This is a genomic window from Endozoicomonas acroporae (assembly GCF_002864045.1).
In the GTDB taxonomy this organism is placed as follows: Bacteria; Pseudomonadota; Gammaproteobacteria; order Pseudomonadales; family Endozoicomonadaceae; genus Endozoicomonas; species Endozoicomonas acroporae.
The window spans coordinates 16,535-40,211 of the sequence record NZ_PJPV01000026.1; the positions used below are offsets into that span (position 1 = coordinate 16,535).

Here is a 23,677-nt window from a genome sequence, read left to right on the forward strand (position 1 = left end):
TGGTTAACGCCTGTTTTGAGCTTACGGCAGCACAGAGGACTTAGTTATGAACCTGCAAAATCCTCTGGACCAACTCCGCCCGAACTATCTCCCGGACCCTGTTGGATTATGGCCCCCCGCCATTGGCTGGTGGCTTCTGGCGTTGATCGGTATTGCCCTGATGGTTCTGGTCACCGTCTATGGCTGGCGTTGCTGGCAGAAAAACCGTTACCGCTCAGAGGCACTGCTGCAAGCCAGAAAAATTCACGCTGACTATCAGGTTCACCAGTCGCTGCACAGACTGGCCAATGAATCCAATGAACTGTTAAAACGGGTAGCCTTGCACGCGTTTCCTGCAAACAAGGTTGCCGGGCTGAGCGGGACTTCCTGGTGCCAGTTTCTGGCGGATACCGGTGATATGCCCGACTTCCTCAACCACAGCGCCTTCAATAACCACCGCTATAACCCGCAGATACCGCTAACGCCAAACCACGGCACTCCCGACGAGATGCCAGCAAACGTGTATAAACTCACCCGGCAATGGATAAAGAGACACCATGCTTGAGCTTGAATGGCCCTGGATACTGATTGCCCTGCCCTTACCTCTGCTGGTTTATCGATGGGTCAAACCAGCCAGCAGCAATAATGATGCCGCGCTGTATACCCCTTTTTATGGCAAGCTGTCGTCCATAGTGGGAGAGCAACGGGCAGAACAGGAAACGCCTTCTGGCAAACGAATCATGCTACCCGGTGTGATCTGGCTACTGCTGCTTGTTGCGGCCAGCAAACCGGTCTGGCTGGGAGACCCCGTTGAGATACAAGACAGTGGTCGTGACCTGATGATGGCCGTTGACCTCTCAGGCAGCATGGAGATCAAGGATATGGTGCTCAATGGCCGTCAGGTTGATCGGCTGAGCGCCACCAAAGCGGTGATGAATGACTTTATCCAGCGACGTCGTGGCGACCGGCTTGGGCTTATCCTGTTTGGTACCCAGGCCTATCTGCAAACACCGCTGACCTTTGACCGGGAAACGGTCAGAACACTGATGAATGAGTCGGCTATCGGGATGGCGGGCAACAAGACAGCGATCGGAGATGCCCTGGGTCTTACCGTCAAGCATCTTCGTAAGCGCCCCGAAGACAGTCGGGTGCTTATCTTGCTGACCGATGGTGCCAATACTGCCGGAGAGATATCCCCGCTGCAGGCTGCCCAGATTGCCCGGGAAGAAGGCATCAAAATCTACGCTATTGGCCTCGGGGCTGAAGAGATGGTGGAGCGCAGTTTCTTTGGCTCCCGCCGGGTTAATCCATCGGCGGACCTGGACGAGCAAACCTTACAGGAAATGACAGAACTGACAGGCGGTCAGTATTTCCGGGCCCGTAATATTGAGGAACTGAATAAGATTTATGCGCTGCTGGATCAGCTTGAACCTGTGGTTCAGGAAGAAGAGGTGTTTCGCCCCAGCAAGAACCTGTTTTTCTGGCCACTGGGACTGGCGCTGCTGCTAAGCCTGATCCCGGCAGTGATAAATATCAATTTCCCCAGCGCTCTTAACCACTGGCAAGCTGACAAAGGGAAGGCTCACCATGATTGAATTTTTCTCTTTGTTTATAGATCAATTCCATTTTCTCAGACCACTCTGGCTGCTGACGCTACTGCCCTGCATCACCCTGGTATTCCTGCTCTGGCGGCAACATCGGGATCGGGGCAGCTGGTCTAAAGTCATTGCCCCTGCGCTTCTGCCCTGGTTATTGGCAGGAGAGCAGCAGAAACCGGCTCGCTGGCCGCTGATGCTGGTATTGACTGGCTGGGTGATCGCCTCTCTGGCCCTTGCCGGTCCTGCCTGGCAGAAGGAGCCGGTCCCCGTCAGTAAACATCAACAGCCCTGGGTGGTTACCGTTGATCTTTCCTATCACATGTACGCGGCGGATCTTTCCCCCAACCGCCTGACCCGGGTGCGGTTCAAGCTGCAGGATTTGTTTAACCAGCGCAGTGAAGGACTCTCTGCCCTGGTCGCCTACGCTGGCTCTGCCCATACCGTAGCGCCACTGACAGACGATAGTCGTACATTAAACAACCTGACCAAAGCACTTGGCCCTGACATTATGCCCGTACAGGGTAACGACCCTGTAGTAGCAGTGCGCCTGGCAAAACAGCTCCTGACTCAGGGCAGCAGTGAGTCCGGCGATATTTTGCTAGTTACGGGCTCCATGACCACAGCACAGGCGGAGCAGATTTCCAGCCTGCTACAGAACAGCGGTATCCGTTTATCCATTCTTGGTACCGGAACGGAACAGGGCGCACCGATTCCATTGCCTGATGGCGGTTATCTGAAAAATCAACAGGGAGCCATTGTCGTCCCTCAGCTGGAGCAGTCCCGTCTGCAGTCACTGGCTCGAGCCAATGGTGGTGGATACCAGACCATGACCGTTGCTGCTACCGACCTGCAAGCCCTACTGCCAACAGGCAACATCAATCCACTATTCAGTGAACAGATATCAACTGAGCGTGAGTTTGATCAGTGGTACGACGCCGGTTACTGGCTGGTATGGCTGCTATTACCTGCTGCCCTGTTGGGCTTTCGCCGTGGGTGGTTAGTACTGATCATGGTCTCCCTGCTGCCGTTCCCCCGGGATGCCATGGCATTGAGCTGGAATGACCTGTGGCAGACACGGGATCAGCAAGGGCAAAAAGCGCTTCAGGAGGGGAATCCGGAGCTGGCAGCCAGCCTGTTCAACGATCCGGCCTGGAAAGCGGAAGCCTTGTTCCGGAATCAGCAGTTTGAGGAATCTGCATCAACCCTGAACTCTCCTGATGATCAGACGATTGAGCCCATATTGGCTTACAACCGGGGCAATGCACTGGCCAGGGCAGGCAAACTTCAGGAAGCCATTGACGCTTATGACCAGGCAATATCCCAACAACCCGATATGGAGAATGCCAAGTTTAATCGTCATCTGGTTGAACAGTTATTGCAGCAGCAGTCAGATCAATCGCAGCAAAATCAGGGAAACGACAGTCAGCAAAATAGCACCCGACAAGAAGGTGGCCAGGGTGAAAATAGCCAGCAGCAGTCCCGGAGCGATAATAACCAACCCAGAAACAACAACCGGGATGACGCTGCTTCTGAAAATGACCAGACCGGTGAAAACACCAGCACGCAGGAATCGTCATCGCAACAGCGCCCACAGAACCACCCACCCGTTGATCAGAACCAGCAGCAAGATCAACAACAGGCGCAATCTGAACCGTCTGAAGATAAGGACAGCACCAGTCCATCGCAACAGACCGATCAGGCCGAAAAAAATAACGTTGATGATAAAGCTCCGGAAACAACGGCCAGTGCTTCGGATGAAGGAGTAGATGAACAGCCACTTTCAGACGAACAGCAGGCTATTGAAAGCTGGCTGAGAACCATTCCGGATGACCCGGGTGGTTTATTACGCAGAAAGTTTCTGCATCAGCAACAGTCTCAGCAAAAGTTTCAACAGCAGCAAAACAGAACGGAGGAGGCATCATGGTAAATCGAAAGTCATTTTATTTGATGTTGACCGCATTGATCAGTCTTTCGGTTGCCATGGTGGCCAATGCCGCATTTACCGCCAGTGTTAACAGAACATCACTGGCCAGCCATGAAACCCTGGAACTCACCCTGCGCACGGATGAAAGTTCCAGTGACGCTCCGGACCTGAAACCCCTGGAGTGGAGTTTTGACATACTGGGCACCCGGCAACAGAACAAGACCAGTATCATTAACGGTAAAAGGGAGTTTACCCGCGACTGGGTGGTTACCCTGGCTCCGAAACAGCAGGGAACGCTGGTGATTCCACCCATCCAATTGGGTGACCGGCAATCTGAAGCGGTTACCATCACCGTCAGCGATAACCGACCCGATGACCCGACAACGGATACCGGCCCAATCCTGATGAACGCCGAGGTCAGCAGTAACAGTATTTATGTCCAGCAGGAGCTGATCTTCACCCTGACCATTCTCTCCAGAGTCCAGCTGTATGATGATAACCGGCTGAGTGCCCTGGATATCAGCGATGCGTTGATTCAGCAGCTGGGGGAAACACGGAAACTGGATACCATTATTGAGGGTATTCGCTACCGGGGATTTGAGTTGAAGTACTCGATTCACCCCCAATCGGTGGGCGAAATAATCATACCATCACTGACCTTTACCGGTGTGGCGGCCGAGCCCCGGGATCCATTTGGCAGTTTCTTTTCCAGTGGTGGCAAACCTGTACTTGCCCGCTCCAGGGAGATGCAAATTGAGGTAAAACCCAGACCTGAAAACTACCCTGCGGGTGACACATGGTTACCCGCGCGAAAGGTAACGATTCAGGAGCAATGGAGTCAGCCACCGAACAGTTTGCAGGTAGGTGATGCCATTACCCGAACCATTACCGTCAATGCCGACGGTCTCAGTGCCGCACAACTGCCACCTATTCTGATGACTCAGCCAAAGGGAGTGAACAGCTACCCGGATAAATCCGGGACAGCAGACCGGGAAACGGCCAATGGCGTTCAAGGGCAGCGCACGGATTCCATAGCCATGATTCCAACCCGCCCCGGAAAAATCACGTTGCCCGCGATTGAATACACCTGGTTTGATACAGCAAGTGGCAAGACTAAAACCTCCAGACTGCCTGCAACAGAGATAGAGGTATCCGCCGATCCAAACGCTAATGCCTTAACCGTCGCCTCCCCGACCACATTGCCAACAGACCAGCCTGCTGAATGTCCGGATCCTGCGAGAGTCAGCGATACAACACCGCTGGAGCCTGCCAGCATCTGGCAGACACCTGTCTTCTGGCAGTGGTTAACCGCTTTTTTTGCACTGTTATGGCTGTTGACCCTGGGGCTCTGGCGGTTCAAATCCAGTGCCGCAACAAAGTCAGATCAACCAATCATTAACATGGGTGGTCGTCATCAATCCGGGAAACACGCCTCTGAAGCAGAAGCATTCCGCCAACTGGAAGCAGCCTGCCAGCAGAACGATGTTCGGTTGACGCTAAGTGAACTGAAAAACTGGTGTCGCATATATCTTAACAACAACCTTAACATCCAGAACCTGACTTCATTGACCGACTGTCTCAACCAGCTTGGCTCACAGGAACTGAGCGAGATCTGCCACCAACTGTCCGCCAGTCTTTATCAAACTCAGGCAGGAGGGGCTGCCACAGCTGCTAAAAAAGAGCAGTTGACCGCATTGCTGGCAGTGTGCAAAAAGCTCAAAGGTACAAAGTCTGGTCGGAAAAAAGATCAGCAGCTCGGTCAGCTGTATCCCGAATAGATCCGCTTAACTTGCTGGGAGCATCCTCTCAGCAAATTCATTTTATGTCATTTTGCCCCTGGCCCAATACGTTCTGCCTAACCGTCTAACAATAAATTGCAATCAGGCATATTTAACAAAAGCCGTCACTCCAGCCTGACCAACTGAAACTGATCGCAGTTAAAATGGAAAATTTTTCTATAATACAGTGTAAAAAAATCGGGATAAATTAATTAAGAGAACTTTTAGAATGCCATTGCCTCCTATGAACATTGATCAAAGGGTACATTATCCAGGGCTAAAAGTTTCAGGATTGCCTGTCACACCTCATGCCAAACGCGGCTATGAACAAAACCCGGTTCCATCAAATTGCGAAGCTTTGATACCCTGTCGCGCTAATCCATATCCTTTTCAAACTACAGATATTTCTGCAAGGGGCATCCTTCCCGTTTCACCAGTTCCAGTTCAATTTCTGGCAACAACTCAAATGACCGGTCAGTCGGTTGCTGCCGTATATTGTGGAAATCAGCCTGTCATTCCATTGCCGCAACAACAGCCGATCAGTATGAACACACTGCCATGGCCAATAGAGCCAGACACTTACATTGCAGCATGCCATCCGTTTTCCGGGCAGAATTTTATGTCAGTACCTGCTGATCAAATGCCAGGCTGGCCACCTTCCTGCCCGGTTGAGAGCCGTACGCATGATAGAGCACTTCGTCAGGGATTTGAGAGCAAGGCTGCTCAGCCTGAGGCAACCATGGTGAAAGCGGCTAGAGAAATAGCAATAACGACAAAGGTTAATCTGGATCCGGAAGCAAACGAGTTCCTGCCAAAAACACTGCAATGTTCTCAGGAACAGGCATCCCGGAGAGATGACAGACAGTCGGCAAACGCTTTTGCCATCAGCAATGAAAAAGCATGCCCATCCCAACAGCTGCCGACAAAGGATGAAGTACCAGTGGGAGCTATCCCACTCCTGCAGGTTGCAGGTCCGGAATCTAATGAGGCCAGTGCTGAGGTAACGCCTTCATCAGCCCCGGATTACCCGAATAGTCCCGGGACATATTTTTCAGTTCAACAAGTCCTGCAACTCAGGCACCCCGGGGCTGCCAGAAAAACACCCTGGGCACTCAGGCTGCTTTACCTCGAATGCTTCGATTTTCATCAGAAAATGCGCACCGATAATAGCTTTGATAAACAGGGGAACAGAATAAAGCTTTCCAGGAGCGAGTTAAAAAAACAACACAAGACACTACAAAACCAGCTGAGAGAAAATAACAGCACGGTAAAACTTCCTCCGTTACATAAAATAAAAAAACTGCCATCGACTGATATACTTTTGACCAAACCAACAAGTTATGTAGACATTCACCCCCTGAGCAGTCAGTTAAACCGTACTGCAGCTTCATTAGACCCGGATAAGTTTATTAAGAGAGAAAAAGTAAGAAACAGTCTGGCCGCGCATTTGGCATTTTATAAGTGTTCTGGCAAAGAGATGAACCAGCTGAAAGAAATGGCCAAAACCAAAGAGGCAAGAGGGTACGTGGAAAAACTGGAAACAGATGATCTATGGAATCTGGATTTTACCAGCATGTACTACTACCCCTATTTTGACCAAAAAGTTTTTACACTCAAAGCCCCATTCATCAGGTCGGCAGAGACGATATACTGCCATCCACGTTTGTCCAGTCAACCGTTGTTACAACATGGAAAAAAACTTTTTGCTATCAGTGAAAAACAACAAGCCATTAATGAAAGCCATGATAAACAATTAGCAGACCTTATCAATACCATCATGTCATTAGCAAAAACCCTAAGTATCAAGCTGAACCAGCAGGCGGATAACAATACGCCTGCCAAGGTGCCAGAAACTTTTTCCAGGCAGTGCATTCAGTGGCATATACAATTTACCTCTGATCTTGTTTACAAAATGATTAAATTGGGTGAGGAAAATACACAGGACATTGGAGATACTATTGCCTACTCAATGGATGCTCTTCTTGTGAGTATTAACACACTGTCTGACTATTCTTCAAAATTTACCGATGAGTTCATAATGCTTACTGAGTCACTGTGCCTCTTGCTGCAAAGTCGCCCGCTTCAGCATTTACTGGTGCAACAGGAAGCACAAGGACCCGGCAACGTTAAAAGCATTTGGCTTAAATCTATAGAACAACTGGAAAGTACGACCCTGATGATTCTGGTAAAATCTTTGCAGCACCCGGGTCTGTTAAACACCACCATGTGCCTCCTTAAAACGCTATCTGACCATGAAATATTTCGAACGGGACAAGCTGGCAATAACAAAATATCAATGATTCGATTAGCCAGAGTAGCAACAGAGATTACTAATAGTTTATTAACAACACTGACTAATAATTTCCCGGATGACCTTTCGACACATAATCAATTTATACAAAATCTGAACAGTTGCTGCTCGATACTCAATCAAGTGCATCAAAAAGTCATTCAGAAATCCAACCTTGTTCACACTGAGTCACAAAATCTGGAAGCTTCTATAAAGACCCTCCATGAAGCGGGTAAAATTCGACTCACTGAAATTGACAAGGTACGCCAAGATTATCTTAATGAATTTGAGAGTGAGAAAAACATCAATCATGACATATTACGAGAAAATATGAAAAAAAGGGAGCGGGCAAAACAGAAACAGGAAATAAGAAACAAAAGAAAACAGCAGCTTCAACAGGAGATCACCAGAATAAAATCTGAACCACAGGAGAAAGAACAACCGGAATCAGATCATGCAAAGCTGGTTAATAGCATGAGTAAGCGATTGCAACTGTTTAATAAAAATCTTGAGTACGGCGAAAACTATGTTAACGAACTGACGACAGTCGATTCTGTATTTCCTGAAATACTGCAATCCCCCGTATTGGCTGTCTGGGTTTATGGTGATCTTGCCTACAACCTATGCAATAAGTGCACGGATAAATTTAACCGGGCCACACTTTTTGTCGAGAAATTCGACAAAATGAGAGCCTTCTGTGATGATGCTCTTCAGGAAGCTGCTCAACATCCATGGCAGTATGACGCCCAGTGGCTATATGATAGAAATCCAAATCAGCCAATTAGCATCAGCAGCATCAATTTCCTTACCCGGTTATCTGATCCAGAGCAGATTCAGGTCCTGATCAAACGTGCATTCACCAGCGCCTCCCTGTATCAGTCAGCCCTTGATCGAGGCAGAGATGCCGCCCATCAACTGACTCAGGATATGATGGTCGGCCTGGCAAGTGAGGAAAATGATCTGCAAATGTTTCACCTGCAACAAAGGGTAGCGTTTATCATTGAAGAAATGAACGATGTAAAGCAGTACCTGAAAGACCTGCAACCGGTGCCTGACATATCCAATCTTTTAGCTACAAGAAAACAGCTTTTTAAAACACTTAAAACAAAAGAGGTTACCAGTGTGCCAGACGGTGGCAAAGCAGATCAGAACAAAGAAGCAAAGAACACCGTTTATAAAGCACTGCTGAAGAAATCAAAAAGGGAGTGGAAAGTTGACAGCTCAGTTTGTGATATGCGTAATTATGCCGAACAGCAGCTTGAGCAAGTCATTAAAGGTTTTACAGAACTTAAAACACAGCTGGGAGCCGTACAATAGTCTTTTTCAACTAACCTATATCCGGATTAATAGCTGTAGCCAATCTTTACAATTGGCTGACGTAAATATCAAATGAGCTGTATCAGAGTTGAACTTTCATAATGAAGGAGTGGTCTCAGGGTGTAATTCAATGGTTCAGTAATGTAATGTACAAGTTTAGCCCGGACTCAACTATCTTTTATGGATCTCCTTGTTTACAGGAGTTGCAAAAAAATCCCTTACTATTACTGGCGGAGGTTTCAAGCTCACAACTCAGAGGGTTCGGTTATCCTGTACAGATACTTGAGCAGTCCCATTCTGGATATTTAAAACAACAATTACCGAATCAGGAGACACCCGGTTCTTCAAGTGCTCTGAGTGTTTTTTCAACGTTCCATTTACCTCCCCCTGTACATTCAACAATTACTTTTTCCCAGCCACCACCACGCTCCATTGCGGCAGTCAGTCCGTTGATCAGGTACACTCAACAACAGGCTCCTGCCAACACTGTTGAGTTTAAAGCAACTGAATCTTCCGGTTACGGCGAACTTCTGCCCCCCAATCCTGATCTGCCCCAGGCACTTAAGACACTAAAAGAGGTGAGTGAGTCCGATAAACGCAACGCGACCAGAGCCAGATATGCTGCATCCGAAAAAGGCAGGAAGGCCATAGCCAGGGCCAAAGCTAAATATCTGGCATCCAATAAAGGCAAAGAGACCACGGCCAGGGCCACGGCTAAATACATGGCATCCGATCAAGGCAAAGAGTCCATAGCCAAATACACCGCATCTGATAAACGCAAGACGTCAAGGGCCAAATATGCTGCATCAGAAAAAGGCAGGAAGGCCAGAGCTAAATATCTGGCATCCAATAAAGGCAAAGAGACCATGGCCAGGGCCACGGCTAAATACATGGCATCCGATAAAGGCAAAGAGACCATAGCCAAATACACCGCATCTGATAAACGCAAGACGTCAAGGGCCAAATATGCTGCATCCGAAAAAGGCAGGAAGGCCATAGCCAGGGCCAGGGCTAAATACATGGCATCCGATAAATACAAAGAGGCCAGCGCCAGAAGGTGGGCCAAATTCGCTGCATCTGATAAAGGTAAGGCAGACCAGGCCATAAGGTATACAAGGACAACAACCTATCGATTGGCTATAAAACAAGGCTTGAGTGAAGAGTTGGCGAGGGAAAAAGCAGAGTCGGCAGCTGAGGCAAAAAAAGCAGAATTAACATCAGTGCCCCCCACTTTTCAGTCAACAGACTGAAGGAGCATTACCAATCAGGAAGCGAAGTGCATCTGATGTAACGCCCTGTTCGTTATGTGAGTTTATTTACTCAACCAAATCTGTGAGATGGTTGGATTGGAATGCAGGCATGTTTCTCTAATGAATATGCGCATTTTCTTCCCCTTTTCAGTCAACCTTCTGGCCGCTATTCAGTGCCTGTGTAGTTGTCCCCATGATTTTACGTCCGAGTAAAATAGAAGGTCTGTATGGATGCAGTATCGCGGACAAGCCTGAAGGGTTATAGTCATCATCCGCAGGTTTCTGGTGACCTGCGCCACCGGCATCGCCACAATTGTGATAACAGCAGGGGGTATGTATCCATACGTGGCTATTGCCATCTCCTGCCACGATTGCCACGATTGCCAGAACAGTTACCGCAGCGACAGCTACACCGGAGAAGATCAATTCAGATCCATGTCTTGGCAGCTCATAGTACAGGCGTGAAATACAGTTGAAAGTCTCCCGGGCGGGTTTGATGGTATATTCCAGCAGGCTTTTGTGTGGTTTTCCACGGATCGCATCTGTGGCCATTTTCCCAATACCATAGACAGCACCTCCGGTGGCAGCGAGTCCGGTAACAGCCACAGCGGTAACGTAATAGGCAGCAAAAACACCGCCATTTACCACCGTTGAGGCAATGCGAAATGGCATGGCACAAGCCTTTCCAGCAGCTTTGCCGATACTTGACCATACGGAACGACGACCGTTTCCCTCCATGGCAGGAGCAGGAAATTGGGTCTGACTGACATTAGTCGAAACTGGAGCGACACCTGGATAGCTCATTAAACCACCTCCTTGTTGATATAAAAATTAAGGTAATGCTTTTTCAAAACCGGAATTTACCAAGGTATTCAGTTTGATTGACTAACAAGACGGTTAGGAATAGTGTCATTCAGCCTGATTAAAATGCCTGAAAATAAATGTAAAGCACCATAAGCACCAGCTGGCGACAATAGAGACAACCAGCGCCGGGAATAACACACTCTGGAGAGTGATAGCCCGATTTGACTCTGGAAAAACCATCACCCTCGACAACAGAAAGGGCTGGCAACCTGATGCCATACTTACCCGGCAGAAGAACCACATGGCTGAGGGCCAGAAACTTGGCCACATGTTTTCGGGTCTCAGCTGGCAAATCAAGGCTCCAGAAACCCGCATCTGAATATTCTCCCGACGCTTCAGCCTGAGCAATGCTTTGTTTCACCCGATAAAGGCCAGCGTTGTAAGCAGCAATGGTTAACATCCAGTCACTGGTTCTTTTATAGAGGTACTCGATATAGGTCAATGCGGCATCAGTGGCTTTTTCCAGGTCAGTTCTTTCATCACACGTTTTCGACACCTTAAGTCCGTAAGCCCTGGCTGTTCCGGGCATCAACTGCCAGAGCCCCATCGCCCTTGCGGATGAACGGGCTTTGAGGTCAAGCTCGCTTTCGATCAGTGGTAGCAGGGCCAGCTCTGCCGGCAGACCTTTTTCCTGAATCTTCCTGTTCAAATAAAATTGATACACCAGGATTCGTTCGGACAGACGGTTAAAATAATATTGGGGAAATGCTTTCAGCTGCTCTTTGACCTTCGCATTGTGATAGTAGGCCATTAACCGAAAACCATGGCGTAACGACTGCCAGCCATCTTTTGGGTCATGAATGCAGACCGGCCGGAAGGGCTTATCCATTTGGCGCTTATCCGTCTCTGCCATGTCCCCCTGTCCATGGCATGGCACAGGAGAAAAGCCCATGAAGACAACAACAGCTGCCAACGCCAGAAAATACCAGCCCGTCCGACAACCCGCCAAAAACAGCCCATCTTTTACTGCATTTTTATTGTACAAAGGTATCTCAGGCTGCTTTCCGGACTGAATAAAAACGGTAGTGCTAACAGCAGACTCCAAGCGACGGCTCCAAAGCAAATAATGGCTAACGAAAAACTCTATAAATTGAAACCAGAGATTTAAACTGGGACAAAAAGACAAAGATCGTAAAAATATAGCGTATTTTACACCGGAAATTCGAAGCATGCTGTTAAAGACCGACCGACAGAATCCCCCCCAGACAACCTTTTATACCCTGTAAATAGTTGGTCAAATGGAATTGAATCGTGATTCGTGAAATTGATATTTTCATCTTCCTGCAATAATTGATGGCTCTTTCTATCAACGCCTCAATTGATAACTTAAGCAGACCAGCATAACGTCGCCCCATTAAATTCAGAGAGAATTGATTTTGTATAAACCGGTAATGATATACCGTAAGGTAATAATGTGATTTTTTTGAAAAATTATTGTTATTTGGTTCAACTGGCGTAAAGGCTGTGCCATTATGATAGGGTTTTTACTTTAATCCTGATACAGGCAAGATCATCCTGGCCAATACGGCATTTCTGGCCAAAAACAACGGAAACTGATATGAAGAAGGTTATTAAAATATCTGCTCTGGCAGCCGCTGTACTCTTGGCAGCAGGCTGTCAGGAAAAGACCGCCCAGACTCCTGAAGTTGAGTTAAACACGGATGATCAGAAAGCCGCCTATGCCATTGGTGCCTCTGTCGGTAACTTTGCCAGCCAGACACTGAAACAGCAGGATGAGCTGGGTGTTGTGCTTGACCGTGCGCTGGTTCAGCAGGGCTTGCTGGACGCCCTTGCCGATCAAGTCAGAATGAACGAGGAGGAGATGGGGGCAGCACTTAGGGCTCATGAGCAGAAGATGAACACCGTCGTTCAGGAGAACGCTACCAAAAAGCGTGAAGAGACCCGTAAAACCGGTGCCAAATACCTGGAAGACAACGCCGGGAAAGAAGGTGTTTCCGTGACTGAGTCCGGTCTGCAATATGAAGTTATCAAGCAGGGAGACGGCCCAAAACCAACCGCAGCGGATACTGTTACCGTTCATTACACCGGTACGCTGACTGACGGCACTGTCTTCGACAGCAGCAAGCAGAGAGGTCAGCCAGCAACGTTCCCCCTGGCAAACGTAATCAAGGGCTGGACTGAGGGTGTTGCCCTGATGTCTGTTGGCTCTGAATATCGCCTGACGATTCCCGCTGAGCTGGCTTATGGCGACCAGGAAGTTGGCTCCATTCCAGCAGGCTCCGTGCTGGTATTTGAGGTTGAGCTGATCAGCATTGAAGGCAAAGAAGAAGCCGCCAGCGAATAAGCCACGAAATAAATCTTGAAGCTGGTTACAATAACGGGCAGTACGACGACTGCCCGTTATTTTTGGTGAAATATGAACCTGATCTCTATTTTAGTACTTTTGTTCATCACCCTGTTTGTTGTGGTTAAGCTGACGGAGCGCCATGGCAAACCGCTGACTAATGAACAGCAGGGCAGGCTTGCCAAAATCGCCATGGTATTAATTTTTGTTATGTTAGTGGCGGCTCTGATCAAATCTCTGATGTGATCAACATTGAAACAGCTCACCGATGATGACCATCAGCAGCAATGCGGGGCTTACCCAGCGGATCAGGAGCTGCCAGGTTTTCAGGGATTTACCCTGCATTCCCAACTGCTCAATCAGCACTTTTCTTTCCATGATATAACCGCAAAAATAAAGCACCAGAAGCCCAACGGCTGGCAGCATAACCTGGGTAGCAAAGGCGGTATAAAGGTCAAACAACGTTTTACCATCAACAGCAACCTGCTTCCAGACACTGAAAGAGAGCCCGGGTATTAACCCGACCAGAAATATCATAACACCGGCTATGGTGGCTCCTGCTGCGCGCAAGCCTGAACACAGGCGACTCATCATCACCACCAGCGGTTCAGCCAGATTGACTGCCGATGTCCAAACCGCCATGACCAGAAGAAGAAAGAATAAGGGTAAAACCAGCGAGCCAAAGGGCATTTGAGCCAGGGCAACCGGCAGGGTGATAAACATCAGCCCGGGACCTTCCGCCACCGACAGTCCTTCACTGAATACCACGGCAAAGGTGGCAATACCGACCATCACCGCCACCAGCACATCAAGCAAGGCGACCACCAATACCGCCTTAACCACCGACTGCCTCTCCGGCATATAAGCCCCATAGGCCATCAGACAACAGGCACCAATGGCCAGGGTGAAAAAGGCATGGCCCATTGCCTCCAGCACCACACCGCCGCTGACCGCCTCAAACCTGAAAGCAAACAGGTAATCAAGGGCTGGCGCAAAACCACTGAACTGACTGGCATATATCAGTAGAACCACCAGAATCAGGTACATCAGGGGCATCAGCCAGTTATTCAGCTGTTCAATACCTTTGGAAATGGCTCGACCACTGATGGCCACGGTCATAACAATAAACAGACCGTGGTATAAAACCACTTGCCAGGGTGATTCCAGCAGCTGTTGAAAATGTATCGAAGTCGCTTGAATGCTGTTGGCTGGAAGTTCCCCCGAGAGCGACTGGAAGAAAAAGTGCAGCACCCAGCCGGACACGACACTGTAGAATGAGAGAATCATTGTGGCCGCCAGCGTTCCCATCCAGGCCAGCTTACTCCAGTGCCTGGTATGGCCAGCATTCACCGCCAGCTGCCGCAGACTGCCGGCGGGTGAAGACCGCCCTGCCCGGCCAACCACAATCTCGGCAACCATGACTGGCAACCCCAGCAACACCACAAAAATAATATAAAGAAGGAAAAACAGGCTTCCTCCGTTTTCACCGGCCACATAAGGGAAACGCCAGATATTTCCCAAACCGATGGCAGCCCCGGCAATAGCGAAAATAAACGCGCGATTGGAAGTGATTCTGTTTTCAGGTGGCATGGACTGTCCATTTTCTACTGGTATGTACTGACCAACAGGTCATTATCAGCATAGACGCAAACGCATACTTATATCATCGGATGGGCTCTGAAGGATTCCAGATCTGGCCTCCTGCGGATCAAATATTGATCCAGATCGATAAACACTCCCCATGGATGCGTCTATGATGGATGCTAAGAGGTAAAGTTCAATGATCCAGGGGACGTTCCCGGAGGCATATATGAGCAGCAGCGAAGTTTTTCATCTCGGCCTGAGCCAAAAGGTTTTGAATGGTGCCACACTGGCCATTGTCCCCGGTGATCCGGAGCGGGTCGAACGTATTGCTGAACTGATGGATAACCCGATCAAGCTGGCCAGCCTCCGGGAGTTCACCTCCTGGCGAGGGGAGCTGGAGGGTCAGTCTGTTGTGGTTTGTTCAACCGGTATCGGTGGACCTTCCACATCTATCGCCGTAGAAGAGCTGGCACAACTGGGGATCCGGACTTTTCTGAGAGTTGGCACCACGGGTGCCATCCAGCCCCATATCAATGTGGGCGATGTCATTATCACCACCGGTTCCGTCCGCCTGGACGGTGCCAGCCGACATTTTGCCCCCATCAACTATCCTGCCGTTGCCGACTTTCAGTGTACCCGGGCACTGGTAGATAACGCTGAACAAGACGGGCTTAACTACTGGACCGGTATTACCGCCTCCAGCGACACCTTCTACCCCGGTCAGGAACGTTATGACACCTTCACCCAGCGGGTCAGAAAAGAGCTACAGGGCTCTATGGCTGAGTGGCAGTCGATGGGAGTGCTTAACTATGAAATGGAGTCCGCAACCCTTCTGACCATGTGTTCTGCCATGGGGCTTAAGGCCGGGTGCGTTGCCGGGGTCATTGTTAACCGTACCTGCAATGAAACGCCAGATACTGAAAAGCTGGCCAGTGTTGAGCCCAACGCGATTAACACCGTGATCGGAGCAGCCAGGAGGCTGATCGAGAATTGACTGCCCTACTGCGGTGGCAGCACTGGCTGAATATTAAACCAGGCCCCGGATGGGCATGGAAATAAGATTGGGAATGATACGACGTTCCGGTGAGACTCTTTTGATACAATCGTTACCAACACCTTTATCCAACGGTCCTGTGGATCGATCCGGAGATGCGCCTCCGACAGATCAACCACAGGCCAGCTGGAAGCGCTGGGCAGTGTGTATATTCCCAGCGGCTTCTACCCTTGTGTCCGCAGCATTTACCTTGAGTGCGATCTCTTCAGGATGCTTCGTCGCAGCAGCAGTTTTTGGAGTGCTTACCGTCATGTCTACGGACTGTGCTATCAATGCCTGTTCACCAAACAATACCCTTTCTACCAATCCTTCTACATTTTCCCGTGGCATCGATAGACTGAGTGACATACTCAGCTGTATATCTGAAAGCACCTCCAACATTGTGTACAACCAGGGGTACGAAGTTGTCGATGTCCCCGGCGATGGCAATTGTTTTTTCCATGCTGCCCTTGTGTCATGCGCGCAACGCCCCGGTCGGGATGCTCACAGCTTACGTCAACAGGTGTATGAAGAAGCAAGAGAATGGCTACAGGATTACGAAAACAATCATTCACATTTCAATGAAGACGAAAGCTGGCGGGATTCTGTGCCGGAAGAAGACCTTTACTTCTATTTAACGAATGATTCCGAGCACGACGGCATGACCGGTATGGACGCCATCAAATGTGATGGCAAATGGATGTATACAGTCATCGTTCCCCTGGTTGCCAGAGTGTTGCAAAAGCCAGTCATTACAGTAAATAACAAGGGCACCATTATGAGCGCTGTTGATGCTTATGGTTTCTACTTCCCCGTAACTGACGATCAGCTGAAAAACTTTGATTTAAATGGGATTGGCGACTTTGTATTACTTGAGAACACTGACAATAATCACTTCAGAGGCTGCAGAAAGCGCAACATCATGCCTGAAGATCAATACAGGAAGGTAACCGAAGATACCATCCCCGAACCACCTGCCGGACAGATTGCCTCACATGCGCCCTTAGTTGCCAAGGAGCCTGTCGGACTTAAGCGTCCGTAGCGAGGATTGCGAGAAATTGAGGATAAAAATTTCTGCTTCTGAGGAGAATAGCGGGGCTATTTGACGAAGAAGCAGGAATTTTTAGACCAATTTATCGCAACCGCAGTAGGACAGTCTTAAGTCCGACTGGCTCCAAGCCCGGGAAAACCCTGAAGCATATCGTTGGCAACCCCTCCCCAGACCTGACTTAATGTCCGAACGAGAGCTTGTGTAGAAACATCACTCTCCAGCGGCAGTGTATAGACTCTCTCCTGCCGGGCAATGACCTGCTGATCCTGCCCTTCCAGAGACCAGGCCACGCTCATCCGTAACTGCCGGTTCACCAGTGCTATGGACTGAACATCAACAAAGGCGACCACTTTCGGGCGTTTATTGCGGACCCAGGGGCCGGAGCTTATCCAAGTGCCAGAGTGAACCTGTTGACGCAGATTTTGCACCATAGCCTGTGTCAGCAGCTCTGGTAAGGGCTCCCCCCAGTGATCATTCGCAGAGGACTGTAAACGAACACCACCATCGCTCCAGGTAATTGTTTTCTTATCCAGCCAACCGGCAACAGTCACCGGAAAAACCCCCAGTGTAGCGGTGTCCGGCAGCACAGTCTGCTCTTGTGAAACCGCTGCCGCTACCAGCGTATAATCATGATAGTTGGGGTTCCTTGCGGAACAGCCCGAGAGCAATATGATCAGGAAAAAAGCCTTTGCAGCAGCGTTCTGACCCATAACAAGGTTCAATATACGAAGGTAACGGCTCACCGTACATCTCCTGACTGTCTACCAAAGATAATCGAATCGGGTTGGCGTTGCAGCAGGTCCGCCAGATCGTCCACCGCCCTGGAAGCACGACTGATGTCTTTTGAACTCTGCGTCAGCTGGTACATCAATGGTGAGTCAGGTGCCAATGTCTCTTCCGCTGCGGACATGGTCTGCTGAAGCTGCAGCATGGTTTCATTCAACTGCTGCGTGGCGGCAGGCAGATGGGTTTTCAGCAATGCGGTCACTTCCCCGGAATCCTGTGACATGGCAGCAAATTCTTTGCGAATGCCCGCCATGCTCAAGGTCATCTCATCGGACATCGCTGCCACACTGACAAATGCCTTATCAACATCATCAATCAGTTTGTTCAGGCGATCATCTCCGGTCAGCCGGGACAGATTATCCAGAACTTCCGTTAAACTGCTGGCCATTTCCGCAATATTAATGCTCTCAAACCGCTCAATAAACTCTTCCAGGTGATTGGGCACTGTGGGGATCTGTGGATACTCGGTGTCCACAGGCTGCATTTCCGGCACAGAGTCAAAGAAATCCACCTCGATATACAGCATCCCGGTCAATACACTCTGCAGCCCAACCTGGGCACTGAGCCCCTGCTGCAGCAACTGTCCCAGCACATTATGGTCACTGCTATCATGCTCACTGATAGCATCCGGGTACATATCAATGGTGACCACATTCAAGACCTTCTGATGATTGTGATACAGCTTGGTCTTGATGGTGACCACTTCACCAATTTTCACACCGCGAAGAGTCACGGGAGCACCAACATTCAGGCCTTTGATCGAGCTGTCAAACAGAACCTGATAACGCTGGACAGCCTTCCTGGAAAAACCATCCGCATTAAGAAACAACACCAGGGCAAACGTCATGGTAATGATCAGGATGACAAAAAGGCCAACGGATACTGACAAGGATTTTCTATTCATAGGCTTCTCTCGGAAAAGCGAGCCTCACTAATTAATTCATTGAGTCTTAATTCATTGAGTCGCTTTGTAAATTCCCCCATCCCTAGGGCCTGTTGACGTTTCGTTGCGTGCTCAGCGGGACGCGCAGTCTGGCTCAGAAAGGCGTCAGATGCGCGAAAGACTTGTGCAGCGCGTAGTTATTCTACGCCAAGCAAGTCTGACAAAGCAGATGGCGCCTTTCTGAGCCACCCTTCGGGCGTATCAGGGCGCCCCTATGACTTCGTTGCGACATTTTGAAAGGCAACCAGCCTTCCTGCAATGCCGCGCCTCGTCATAGGAGCGCCCTGATACGCTGAGCACGCAACGAAACGTCAACAGGCCCTAAACTCACCTCTGGACAGGAACGACCTGACCAGATCGTGTTTACTGTGGTTAAGCATATAGTCGGGAGACCCGGTATCCAGCTGGGTTTTGCTGTTGGCATCGAGATAGACCCCATTGCTGCCAATGGCAAAAATACTGGCCAGCTCATGGGTGACAATCACGACCGTGGCACCGGTGGAATCTCTTAATTGCAGAATCAGGTCATCCAGTCGTCTGGCACTGAGAGGGTCCAGTCCAGCCGAGGGTTCATCAAAAAACAGGATATCCGGGTCCAGGGCAATGGCCCTGGCCAGCCCTGCACGCTTACACATACCACCACTGATCCGGGATGGGTAAAAGTCTTCAAAACCGGCCAAACCCACCAGCGCCAGTTTATAACGCACCATATCCTGAATATCTTTACTAGACAGTGTCGTATACTGTGCCAGTGGCAGGGCAACATTCTCGGCCAGTGTCTTATCACTGAACAACGCGCCCCCCTGATAGGTAACGCCCCAGCGTTGACGCATCGCCAACTGTTGCTCCGGGGATGCGGCAAAGTAACTCTGCCCGCCAAACAGGATATCGCCCTCTGCCGGCTGGTAGAGCCCAATCATATGTTTCAGGAGCGTGCTTTTACCGCAGCCACTGCCCCCCATAATGACAAACACATCACCTTTTTTGATTTGAAAATGCAGGTTGGACTGAATCAGGTTGCTACCATACTTCATGGTCAAGCCACGGGCTTCAATCACCACCTCCTGACCTTCCTGTTGCAGTTGCCCCATGCTCAAATTCCCAGGTGATAAAAAAGGATATTCAGCCCGGCATCGGCCACCACGAGATAAATAATGGCGGTCACTACCGCATTGGTCGTCGCCTGACCTACCGCAGCGGAGGAACGACCACAAGCCAGGCCGGCACGACACCCGGCCATGGCAATCATCAGGGCAAACAGAAAGCTCTTGGCAACGCCGGTCATGATATCACCAAAAGAAATCGCATCCTGGAGCTGGTACAGGTACATCAACCAGGTAATATCCATACTGGTAGCCACCAGCCCACCCCCGAGCATGCCCAGAATATTACTGTACAGACAGAGCAGAGGAATGGTCAGGATCAGGGCCAGGGTTCTGGGTAACACCAGATAATCCATGGGATTTATGCCCAGAGTTGTCAATGCATCAATCTCTTCATTAACCTGCATGGTGCCCAGCTGGGCGGCATAGGCGGCACCGGTTCGACCGGACATAATCACCGCCGTCATCAATGCTCCCATCTCACGCACCATGCCAACCCCCACCAGATTGGCGACATACACCTCGGCACCAAACTGTCGGAGCTGGACCATACCCAGATAAGCAAGAATCATCCCGATCAGAACACTTTGCAGCGTGATAATCGGCAAAGCAGAAGGACCGGATTGGTGGCAAAAGCTGATAATATCTGACCAGCGGGCGGATCCTTTACGGGACAACCAGCGACTCAGGGACAGTGCCAGTTCGCCAATAAACGCCAACAGCTCCATCGCCTCATCACCCATGCGGGCAACCCGGTCGACCAGCCGATGCAACAGGGATGGGTTTCTATCCGGCAGGGCCTTATTGGGCGGTACGGTATTGGCAAGCCTGCACAGATCTCTTACATCCTCAGGCAGGCCACTGAGATCAAGCTGGCAATGGGAAGGCTCCAGCATGCGCTGGCAGGCCAATAGCCAGGCCAGCAGTCTGGAGTCCCACGAGAAGTCATCACCGCTAATAAAGGCAACGGTTTTTAATTGATCATAATCCGGTAAAGCAGAAAGCTGATCCAGGGCTGGCAAAACACCATTAATCGTCCAGCTGCCCTGAAGAGTGATCACAACCTTTGGGTCAGACACTTTATCAAAGGTCAGTGTCGCCTGGTTCATGCTGGTTGATGCCTTGAAATGAAAAAAGGGCCAATAATAACAGAAAAACACCACCAACAGGCAAGCGTGAAAAATACTTACCAGGCAGTTGTTCTTTCACTATCACTTATCAAAACGGCTAAAGCGGGAACTATTTACCAGATATGCTTTCTTACTGAGGGATTGTCCCGAAATAGTCTGCAGATTTCTGAGTTTCAAAGTTACGTTCGTCCTAATTGCTTTGCTTGTCGAAACTATTTCAGGACATTGCCCTAGGAGGCTATTCTCGGTCAGCCTCCCAGCTCCTACATTCTTGAAGTAACCTCAACCAGGTAATGTTCGCCATTATGAACCAGACATTGAGGGTGATTCACCCATGTGGGTCACAACATCTACAACCCCTGATCCCTACCGCACGCTTGTTATGGTTGGGACGAGAGACGGGGAGTATCGATCCACTCGAAACAAAACTATGTCCCGATACCACCCTGCCATTGCCTCCCCCCACCTCTTCAGTGTGGACCCCTACCTCTTCAGAGGTAAAAAAAATGGGCACAGCAGCCTTTCATAACCCGTTTGCCATTCCAGACTACAGTCCCAGACCTGAAGAAAACCCTATATGCGAAGCGTTACTGCAAATAGTGGAAGGCAGAAGGTATATTGATCCATCAGATACCGATAAACCACCTGCTCCCAGCACTTTAAGGGGAGAGCCCATCTTTGAAAACACCACGCTCTCTGATGGGAATGGGACTGGCAGGCAAAACGGCTCACTGACGCAAACCGCTTCCTTGTGCAAAAAGGAAAAATCGAAATCAGGTATCATCGTTGCTGGTAAGACGACTGTTGATCAGGCAGCTTCAGCCAAAGCACTACCTGAGATACCTTCTGTTAACCACTATGCCATTATAAACACGCTCAGAGCATGGAACGGAAAAGTGATAACCGCTAACTTTGGATATATCAATAAAGAACTTAGCGCAGGTTTTGCCAGCTTTTCCCCCGGGGGAAGTAGACTGCGCATTCAGGTACACTTCAAAAAGGATTTATCAAACAGCGGATTACCGCTGCACACACTGCAAAAAAAGTACGCTATATCAGGTAATTTGTTATTTGATGACGACGCGATGGTAAAGAGAGTTATCTCAATGCCTGCCCGATGCTTTATGAAAGAATCGCTGCAGCATATCCCACCCCACCCCATTCATCTTGCTAAAAACAGCATAAAAATTTTTAAAAAAGATTCAACGATAAAACATTTACTACATATTCCCATCTTAACGAAAGGTCAGCAGAAAGTTTACAATACAATTACGTCGCTTTTTAACAAACTGCTTGATACCGATATTGTCAGCCTGAAAGGTACACCCAGAGCGAAATCCACACTTCAGGGGCAGGCATGCTGCCACCTGAAATCCGGCCAATTACTGTTTATCAGCTTTAAAATCCCTGCTACTGAAATAGACCAGAGAGTAGATCCATCGGTTTACCTGGAACAGGGTAAAATTCGTGGCAGATTAAGATACGACCCAAAATGGTTATTCTCGAAAATATCAAATAATTCAACATTACTTCACTCATCACATCCCGGCATCCTTCCAGATGAAAACAAGATTTTTTTTCCTGCCAACAGCATTACATTGTATTTTGAAGATCCTTCCCACTCGCCAACGTCTTAACCCGGATATTTTATAAACGTGCGCCAGTCCGAACCACTCATCTGATCACTGGTAAGGCATTGCTACCAACTGCTCCGGACACAAATACTCATGACGATTGTTCGTCACCCTCTGGTATGTAAGATTTGCCACGGAGACACAGAGGTAAAACTTTATCTTGTCTCCGTGGCAATTTTTCTTTCACGGCAAAGAGTGTTCCTGCAAAAAAGGAACACTCAGTTAAACATCCCGGCAATACTCAGCGTAATCTCTTTAATCTCCTGCACACTGGCAGGTACCACAAGAATGGTGTCATCCCCCGCCACACACCCCATAATCCCACCTTTTACGCCAATAGAGTCCAGGAGCCTGGCGATCATCTGGGCGGCACCCGGGCTGGTTTTGATCACAATCATGGACTCATTATGGCTAACATCTTCTACCAGATCTTTTACCGCAATACTGGAATCCATCTTGCCCAGCTCAGGAGGCAGGCAGTAAACCAGCTCATTCAATGCATTGCGCGCCCGGACCGCACCAAAACGGCTGAGCATGCGCGATACCTTGGACTGACTGATATTGTCAAACCCCTGCTCCTGCAGCAGAGTCACCATCTGGCCCTGGGAGCCGCAGCGCTCTTCTTTAAGCAACTGACGGAAAGAGCGAACCAGGGCATCCTGTTTTTGGCTAGTCATAGTCGTCAAATAACCTTCCAGAAAAAATGCTGCTTTCAGGGTTATCCGTTATCGGAAAATCCTGAGTAATGCAGTATTTTTAATCAATCATATCCAGAAACCAGCACAACCTTCGATTTTCCACTTGCTGGATGTGTTCGAAGGGTGAGCGTTATAAATTGGCGACAATTATAGACCCTTACCTTTGCAATATGAATTTTTATTCATTTTTTTGTTAATTTTACCCAATCGGTACTGGACAATTCAACCATAAAATTCAACCGGAAATAAGAAGATTCAGGCAATGGGCATCGCGGCCCGTAAAGGTGACGCCCTGGTGTGAAAAAATGAACACGGCGCTCACTCAGGTAAGAGAGAGCGGTGTTTACCAGCAGCGGCACGCCAAGTATTTCAACTCTGCACAGGTGAGATAACTGTGGGCCTGACCGCTC

At 49.3% G+C, this 23,677-nt stretch carries 21 protein-coding genes; 12 read left to right on the plus strand and 9 right to left on the minus strand.

The genetic code is table 11. The features are described from left to right. The first annotated feature begins 46 nt into the window (after positions 1 to 46). The 6 genes from CX664_RS04740 (at position 47) to CX664_RS04765 (ending at position 10,136) form a co-directional block, all read left to right on the plus strand. A complete protein-coding gene (locus CX664_RS04740) occupies positions 47 to 544 on the plus strand; it encodes a DUF4381 domain-containing protein (protein WP_101745628.1) in 498 nt (165 codons plus the stop codon). Next, positions 537 to 1,574 carry a vWA domain-containing protein gene (locus tag CX664_RS04745; protein ID WP_101745629.1) on the plus strand — a complete coding sequence of 346 codons (1,038 nt, stop codon included), beginning with the start codon at positions 537 to 539 and terminating at the stop codon, positions 1,572 to 1,574. The genes CX664_RS04740 and CX664_RS04745 overlap by 8 nt, the downstream gene beginning before the upstream one ends. Further along, positions 1,567 to 3,504 (plus strand): VWA domain-containing protein, encoded by a 1,938-nt coding sequence (locus CX664_RS04750; protein WP_101745630.1) that lies wholly within the window; start codon positions 1,567 to 1,569, stop codon positions 3,502 to 3,504. Before CX664_RS04745 ends, CX664_RS04750 begins: the two co-directional genes overlap by 8 nt. Next, positions 3,498 to 5,279: a BatD family protein gene (locus CX664_RS04755; RefSeq protein ID WP_101745631.1), complete on the plus strand. Its 1,782-nt coding sequence runs from the start codon at positions 3,498 to 3,500 to the stop codon at positions 5,277 to 5,279. Before CX664_RS04750 ends, CX664_RS04755 begins: the two co-directional genes overlap by 7 nt. Positions 5,280 to 5,898: 619 nt before the next feature. After that, positions 5,899 to 8,886, plus strand: a complete 2,988-nt coding sequence (locus CX664_RS04760; protein ID WP_145999821.1) for a hypothetical protein — start codon at positions 5,899 to 5,901, stop codon at positions 8,884 to 8,886. A 449-nt stretch (positions 8,887 to 9,335) separates the two neighbouring features. Continuing rightward, positions 9,336 to 10,136, plus strand: coding sequence for a hypothetical protein (locus CX664_RS04765; protein WP_101745633.1), 801 nt, complete (start codon positions 9,336 to 9,338; stop codon positions 10,134 to 10,136). Positions 10,137 to 10,283: 147 nt separating this feature from the next. Here the strand turns inward: CX664_RS04765 and CX664_RS04770 are convergent, their stop codons facing one another. Both CX664_RS04770 and CX664_RS04775 read right to left on the minus strand, forming a co-directional pair. Beyond that, positions 10,284 to 10,940 (minus strand): hypothetical protein, encoded by a 657-nt coding sequence (locus tag CX664_RS04770; protein ID WP_101745634.1) that lies wholly within the window; start codon positions 10,938 to 10,940, stop codon positions 10,284 to 10,286. A gap of 118 nt (positions 10,941 to 11,058) precedes the next feature. After that, positions 11,059 to 11,853, minus strand: a complete 795-nt coding sequence (locus CX664_RS04775; protein ID WP_180966374.1) for a lytic transglycosylase domain-containing protein — start codon at positions 11,851 to 11,853, stop codon at positions 11,059 to 11,061. Between the two features lie 37 nt (positions 11,854 to 11,890). Between CX664_RS04775 and CX664_RS27730 the strand changes: the two genes are divergently transcribed. From CX664_RS27730 to CX664_RS26190, 3 genes are all read left to right on the plus strand, one after another. Then, entirely contained in the window at positions 11,891 to 12,013 is a 123-nt protein-coding gene (locus CX664_RS27730; RefSeq protein WP_276328471.1) for a hypothetical protein, read from the plus strand. A gap of 545 nt (positions 12,014 to 12,558) precedes the next feature. Then, complete coding sequence (fkpA, locus tag CX664_RS04780; RefSeq protein ID WP_101745636.1) at positions 12,559 to 13,305, plus strand: FKBP-type peptidyl-prolyl cis-trans isomerase; 747 nt, start codon at positions 12,559 to 12,561, stop codon at positions 13,303 to 13,305. A 72-nt stretch (positions 13,306 to 13,377) separates the two neighbouring features. Next, positions 13,378 to 13,551: a hypothetical protein gene (locus CX664_RS26190; protein ID WP_163372439.1), complete on the plus strand. Its 174-nt coding sequence runs from the start codon at positions 13,378 to 13,380 to the stop codon at positions 13,549 to 13,551. Here CX664_RS26190 and CX664_RS04785 read toward each other — a convergent pair whose 3' ends face one another. Further along, positions 13,552 to 14,895, minus strand: a complete 1,344-nt coding sequence (locus CX664_RS04785; protein WP_101745637.1) for a sodium-dependent transporter — start codon at positions 14,893 to 14,895, stop codon at positions 13,552 to 13,554. A 220-nt stretch (positions 14,896 to 15,115) separates the two neighbouring features. Here CX664_RS04785 and udp point away from each other — a divergent pair, with 220 nt between their 5' ends. Beyond that, entirely contained in the window at positions 15,116 to 15,883 is a 768-nt protein-coding gene (gene udp, locus CX664_RS04790; protein WP_101745638.1) for a uridine phosphorylase, read from the plus strand. Positions 15,884 to 16,054: 171 nt separating this feature from the next. Here the strand turns inward: udp and CX664_RS26195 are convergent, their stop codons facing one another. Continuing rightward, positions 16,055 to 16,291 (minus strand): hypothetical protein, encoded by a 237-nt coding sequence (locus CX664_RS26195; protein WP_163372442.1) that lies wholly within the window; start codon positions 16,289 to 16,291, stop codon positions 16,055 to 16,057. Positions 16,292 to 16,325: 34 nt separating this feature from the next. On the opposite strand from CX664_RS26195, the gene CX664_RS26200 reads away from it, so the two are divergent. Beyond that, complete coding sequence (locus CX664_RS26200) at positions 16,326 to 16,964, plus strand: OTU domain-containing protein (protein WP_101745640.1); 639 nt, start codon at positions 16,326 to 16,328, stop codon at positions 16,962 to 16,964. Positions 16,965 to 17,080: 116 nt separating this feature from the next. On the opposite strand, the gene CX664_RS04805 is transcribed toward CX664_RS26200, so the two are convergent. The 4 genes from CX664_RS04805 to CX664_RS04820 all read right to left on the minus strand — a co-directional run bounded on the left by CX664_RS04805 (position 17,081) and on the right by CX664_RS04820 (position 20,914). Then, a complete protein-coding gene (locus CX664_RS04805; RefSeq protein ID WP_101745641.1) occupies positions 17,081 to 17,716 on the minus strand; it encodes a PqiC family protein in 636 nt (211 codons plus the stop codon). Then, complete coding sequence (locus tag CX664_RS04810) at positions 17,713 to 18,663, minus strand: MlaD family protein (RefSeq protein ID WP_101745642.1); 951 nt, start codon at positions 18,661 to 18,663, stop codon at positions 17,713 to 17,715. The genes CX664_RS04805 and CX664_RS04810 overlap by 4 nt, the downstream gene beginning before the upstream one ends. 350 nt (positions 18,664 to 19,013) lie before the next feature. Further along, positions 19,014 to 19,793, minus strand: a complete 780-nt coding sequence (locus CX664_RS04815; RefSeq protein WP_101745643.1) for an ABC transporter ATP-binding protein — start codon at positions 19,791 to 19,793, stop codon at positions 19,014 to 19,016. Positions 19,794 to 19,795: 2 nt separating this feature from the next. Next, a complete protein-coding gene (locus CX664_RS04820; protein ID WP_101745644.1) occupies positions 19,796 to 20,914 on the minus strand; it encodes an ABC transporter permease in 1,119 nt (372 codons plus the stop codon). 770 nt (positions 20,915 to 21,684) lie between these two features. Here CX664_RS04820 and CX664_RS04825 point away from each other — a divergent pair. After that, positions 21,685 to 22,572 carry a hypothetical protein gene (locus tag CX664_RS04825; protein WP_145999823.1) on the plus strand — a complete coding sequence of 296 codons (888 nt, stop codon included), beginning with the start codon at positions 21,685 to 21,687 and terminating at the stop codon, positions 22,570 to 22,572. Between the two features lie 215 nt (positions 22,573 to 22,787). Here the strand turns inward: CX664_RS04825 and argR are convergent, their stop codons facing one another. Next, positions 22,788 to 23,246, minus strand: a complete 459-nt coding sequence (argR, locus tag CX664_RS04830; RefSeq protein WP_101745646.1) for a transcriptional regulator ArgR — start codon at positions 23,244 to 23,246, stop codon at positions 22,788 to 22,790. Between the last annotated feature and the right edge of the window lie 431 nt (positions 23,247 to 23,677).